General features: G+C 61.9%; 8 protein-coding genes. 2 read left to right on the top strand and 6 right to left on the bottom strand.

Features of this window, described 5'->3' with window-relative positions; genetic code table 11:
- Window positions 1-153: 153 nt before the first annotated feature.
- Together M1617_06410 and M1617_06405 are read left to right on the top strand one after the other, a co-directional pair.
- The gene (locus M1617_06410) at window positions 154-816 is read left to right on the top strand and encodes an HAD-IC family P-type ATPase (GenBank protein ID MCL5887903.1); all 663 of its coding nucleotides are present in this window, start codon (window positions 154-156) and stop codon (window positions 814-816) included.
- Window positions 817-821: 5 nt separating this feature from the next.
- On the top strand, window positions 822-1244 hold the full coding sequence (locus tag M1617_06405; GenBank protein MCL5887902.1) for a cation transporter: 423 nt from the start codon (window positions 822-824) through the stop codon (window positions 1242-1244).
- A gap of 25 nt (window positions 1245-1269) precedes the next feature.
- On the opposite strand, the gene M1617_06400 is transcribed toward M1617_06405, so the two are convergent.
- From M1617_06400 to heR, 6 genes are all read right to left on the bottom strand, one after another.
- Window positions 1270-1683 (bottom strand): PIN domain-containing protein, encoded by a 414-nt coding sequence (locus M1617_06400; protein ID MCL5887901.1) that lies wholly within the window; start codon window positions 1681-1683, stop codon window positions 1270-1272.
- The gene (locus M1617_06395; protein MCL5887900.1) at window positions 1668-1991 is read right to left on the bottom strand and encodes a hypothetical protein; all 324 of its coding nucleotides are present in this window, start codon (window positions 1989-1991) and stop codon (window positions 1668-1670) included. The genes M1617_06400 and M1617_06395 overlap by 16 nt, the downstream gene beginning before the upstream one ends.
- Window positions 1992-2101: 110 nt before the next feature.
- The gene (locus M1617_06390) at window positions 2102-2842 is read right to left on the bottom strand and encodes an alpha/beta hydrolase (protein MCL5887899.1); all 741 of its coding nucleotides are present in this window, start codon (window positions 2840-2842) and stop codon (window positions 2102-2104) included.
- Between the two features lie 14 nt (window positions 2843-2856).
- The gene (locus tag M1617_06385) at window positions 2857-3321 is read right to left on the bottom strand and encodes a putative toxin-antitoxin system toxin component, PIN family (protein MCL5887898.1); all 465 of its coding nucleotides are present in this window, start codon (window positions 3319-3321) and stop codon (window positions 2857-2859) included.
- Between the two features lie 5 nt (window positions 3322-3326).
- The gene (locus M1617_06380) at window positions 3327-3614 is read right to left on the bottom strand and encodes a type II toxin-antitoxin system Phd/YefM family antitoxin (protein ID MCL5887897.1); all 288 of its coding nucleotides are present in this window, start codon (window positions 3612-3614) and stop codon (window positions 3327-3329) included.
- 74 nt (window positions 3615-3688) lie between these two features.
- A complete protein-coding gene (gene heR, locus M1617_06375; protein ID MCL5887896.1) occupies window positions 3689-4450 on the bottom strand; it encodes a heliorhodopsin HeR in 762 nt (253 codons plus the stop codon).
- Window positions 4451-4740 lie beyond the last annotated feature (290 nt).

Genomic DNA, 4740 nt, shown 5'->3' with positions numbered 1-4740 from the left:
AAAGGCGGTGGACTATAAGAGAGGATATAGCAGGGCACGGAAGCACCCCGGTGGGTCACAGGGGGCGGGTCGGAGGGCCCTGCCAGACCAAGTGCAAGACCACTTGCACTTAGTTTGTCAATTCAGGCCCATTTCGTCCACGAAGACGAGGGCGTGCCACTCAGCGAGGAGCAGGGCGTAATCGACGAATGGGCCAACCGCGGCTACACGATCCTCCACCTTGCCGCTGACAGTAAACTCGTCGGCATCCTGTGCATCGAAGACCCGATGCGTCCCGAAGCCCCGGAGGTCGTCGCAAAGCTTCGCGGGCTCGGCGTCAAGCGCGTCCTCATGCTCACCGGCGACGCATCAAGGACTGCCAAGGCGGTCGCCGAGGCGGTCGGCATCGACGAGTGGCGCGCCGGAGTGCTTCCGGTGGACAAGGCCGACATCGTCCGCGGACTGCAGGCGGAGGGACACACGGTGCTCATGGTGGGAGACGGGATCAACGACTCCCCCGCGCTTTCCGCAGCCGACGTGGGCGTGTCCATGCGCGACGGCGCCGATCTCGCCCGCGAAGTGGCCGACGTCGTGCTCGCCGGGAACGACCTCTCTGAGCTGGTGTTCGCTCGGCGACTGGCACGAGCGTCGCTCGCACGCATCAGGCACGGGTTTGTGGCGACCGTCGGCCTCAACACAGGCTACCTCGGCCTTGGACTGACCGGCAGAGCGCAACCGAGCTCCCTGGCACTACTTCATAATCTCACAACCGTGGGTGTGTCGCTGAACTCGATGCGACCGATGCTCGAAGCTTCCGCCCCCGACCGACAGGAGTGACGGATATGATCGCAAGCGATATCGCAGGAAGACTTCGCCTGCGAAGCCGTGTGTTGCGCGACGAGCGCGAACTGGACGTGGCCGCCGAGAAACTGGCGGACACCCCCGGCGTGTCCCGGGTCACCGGCAACGGCAGAACAGGAAGCCTACTCATCGAGTACGATCCGTTGGTAGTGACCCGGGACGCACTCGTAGAGGCGAGTGGCCTCCCGGCCACCGAGAGCCGCGCAGGAAAGGCGTCCGCCACCGCGACGGCGGCGCGCGGTCAGCACATGCGGATCGCCAAGCAGGGCATGCTTGCGTCGCTGGGCGCACTGGTCCTGTTCGCACTCGCAGGCCGCGAACGACAGCACGCGGCCGCAGGTGTCGCATTCCTGGCGCTCAACGCCTACCACGTCTACACCTACCGGCGTCGGGTGCTCAAGTGAGACGACACAACCCGAGCTGCAGCCGCTAGGGCACCACTTCGAGCGCACCCGCGAAGCTCGGACGGTAGACGCGCAGCTGGGCATCGAAGCTCAGTATTCGTGCGCATCCGACGCGCTCGCACGCAGCGAGCAGCGTGCAGTCGGCAAATCCGAACCCGGCGTCAGCGTAGTCACGATCGATGGCACGGGCATGCTCCATCAGCTGAAGATCGACACCGATGATTTCGATGCCGCTACGCATGAACCCATCCCAGAAGGCCCGCTGTCCTTCCACCCCAACGCGCGCATGCAGGAAGCTCATGGTCTCGGCGAGGATCGTGATCGGCGTACCAAGCCCCCGTGGTTCGTCAGCCGAGATCGCTGCGATCGCCGCACCGTGAAGGCGCTCGCGCTGTCGCGCCGCTGCGATGAGAACACTCGAGTCTACGAGCGCTCGCACAGCCCGCTGCCCTCTTCCCACTCTCCACCCGCACCGAAGTACTCGGCAAGTCCCTCGTCCACCTGAGAAGCAAGATCGGTGTCGGGCAGATCGTCGGTTACGCACCCCACCAGCGCAGAAGCTCCCACTCCTACCTCGGCGGCCCGGCGCGAACGGTACTCGGCGATCGCCTCACGAGCAACCTCGGCCATTGAGGTCCCGCGCTCGGACGCCTCGCGTGCCAGATAGCGGTGCATGTCATCGGGCAAGTACATCATGGTCTTCTTCATAGTAGGACAAGTGTACTCGTCGGCTGACATATATGTCAAGCATATATGTCGTTGGAGCCGGGAGGCCGCTCCGGACCCGATTCTACCTCACACAGCGCTGTCATTTGGCCCGAGACACAGCGGCATCTGATTGACGCGCAGGTGAACCATTACCCCCTGGCCGAGATCACCGCAGATCGAATCACCTCAATGACCAGGCCCGGCTCGCTGATCTGTGGGAAGTGGCCGCTCTTGCTCGCTATGACGTGCTCACCCAGCGGCGAAAGGGCAACCAGCCCCTCTTGATTGCGGGCGCGCGCCGTGCGGACAGCAGGAGGGATACCTCGAGCCGATCTGCCTGCACTGACTACTGTGACTGGCACCGGCGGGAAGGTGCCAGCGCGCGCGATCATTCCCACGGTCTCCTTGACGCACGCCGCCTCGCCGAACTGGTCTCGCCCAAGTACTGCGTCGACCACGCGCTGAGTGAAGCGCTGGAGGCCCGTACCGTGCTCGTCGATCAACGTGGAGTCTTCGGGTGCCGCGGAATCCAAAAAGACAACCGCAGCAACCTCAGATGGATACGTACGAGCGAACAGGTTGACAAACAATCCGCCAAGGGAGTGGCCTACGAGAATGTAGGGAGGGTGCAGATCCAGCTCCTTAAGCAGTGTGTGAAGCAAACCGACCACGACGTCTCCGGTCTGCGGTTCCGAGTGCTTGCTGCTTCGACCGATGCCGAGCCGGTTGTATGCTACGACAGTGCTGACCGCCTCGAGAGCCGCAAGCACCCGAACCCAGCTCTCCACAGGGCCTCCCGCACCGTTGACGAGAACGATGGCGGGCGCACCGCTGCCGGCGATGACATACTCGACTGCCGAACCCTTGACCATGGTGACGCGTTTGTCCATGAACCAACCGCCTACTACTCGCTGGAGTCTCTCCGCCGCGGTCTATCGCGGTGGATACGCGGGTTAGGTGTCTCCCGATGATCCCCGGAACGAAACCGCTCCACGAATCCTGCTGGCGACACCACCGACACATCCCAGCACGATTCTGGGGGGAAGTGCGCCAGGTTCCCCGTGACCAGACAGTCGGCGCCGCAAGCCAAGGCCACTTCAAGGAAAGGTTCATCGTCGGGGTCCGGAAGGCGTGCGGCGAGCGGCTGTGGAGCGGCGGTCTCGCCGACAAAAACAACGTAGTCGAGCAGCGCAGCGACCGCATCCGGGTCGAAGCCGAACCTCGGTCTTGCAAGGACCTCGTCATACTCTGCGAGTATGCGGGCATCGAGACACAGGGTCACAGCGCCAGAAGACAGCATGCGGACGACCTCACCGGGAGGACCGAATGGAGAGAGGAGCCCCGAGACGAGCACGTTGGTGTCGAGCACTATCCTCAACGGGTACGGGCCTTGCGGACCGCGGCAATCTCCGCGTCGATCTCATCTTGGGACAGCGCATCTGTTCCGCGGGCAACCGAGCGTCGCTGCATCGCTGCGACCGCATCGACAGCGCGCGCCTGACGAAACGCCGCGAGTGACTCTTCCAAGTTGGACTCGTTGACCGCTGCTAGTATGGCGACGGGTCGCCCGTTGCTGGTGACGACCATCTCGCGCTCATCCGATAGGTCGCGCCAGATGTCAGCGGACTTTCCACGTAAATCCCGAACGCTGATGAACTTCATGATGTGCCTCCAATCGTGACACTATTGTGTACACGATAGTCACTCATGTCAAGAGGATCCGGCTTCTGCCCCAGCTAGTTCGGGATGAGCACGTTCGCGAAGACGAGCCACGCAAGCAGTGACTTGGCGGTGAGGCTCAAAAAGATGTAGGTCGCCTCGCCGAAAAGGTAGTCCTTCCACTTTCCTACCGGCTTGTACTGGAGGATCTGATTCACAGCGAAGCTGTTGAAGAGCACGAACATCGACACGAAGATCCAGTACACGAAGGTCGGAGTTAGGTCGCTCGCACCCGGTCCCCACAGGTAGGTGGCGATCGCGATCCATGGGAAGACCCCGGCGATGCAACCGAAGATGAACGCGGTCCAGTCGGTGCTGCCGGGCTGCTCGTACTTCTCAACCAGCCAGCCAAAGAGAATCATCGAGGCGTTCACGCCAAATATCGCCGTGAGTGCCGCGACGTCGAGGATTCCAACGAGCGATGCGATGAGCACGACCATGATCGACGAGCTGAGCGCGTACTCCATCCAACGGAAGTAGTTGCGATTCTGCTTCAGTCCTGCGACATACGCACCGTACGCGGGACCGGCGATCACGAAGTGAGCAAACGCCGAGAAGAACAAGAAGAGCGCAACACCCATGCCGAGGTCGAACTGGAAGTACTCCTGCGGCGGGCTGTAGATGCCGGGTCCCGGTCGTACGCTCAGCCACGACGCCGTCACCTGAATCGCATACGGTTGGGCGAGAGCAACGATGGCGGCGCCCTGTCCGAGGTGGAACAAACCCATCACGGCGTTGTAGATCCTTAGACGCTTGAACCTCTTGTTCGCATCTGGCATTACCGCTCCTTTCCTCATAGATCGACCGTGCAGTACATGCACTTTGACCAGCAAACTGGCCACGCCACATTCCAAGCCGATAATACCTCACACCACCTGTTTTGTCTGGGTTGATGCTCGTGTCGACCGAGTGTTTACGATTCGGTTGAGCGTCCCGCTGAAACCACTCAAGTTGAGGTATTGACACGCCGATGAACGGGGTACATAGTACTTGCTATATCATCCCCGCTGGATCAGCTTTCGGGCCTCTGGCGGGGTCAGTCTTTTCTGGGGGGTAGTTCATGGGGAAT

The organism is Actinomycetota bacterium (assembly GCA_023488435.1).
GTDB lineage: Bacteria > Actinomycetota > Coriobacteriia > Anaerosomatales > UBA912 > UBA912.
This window is presented reverse-complemented; position numbering and strand designations above follow the sequence as displayed.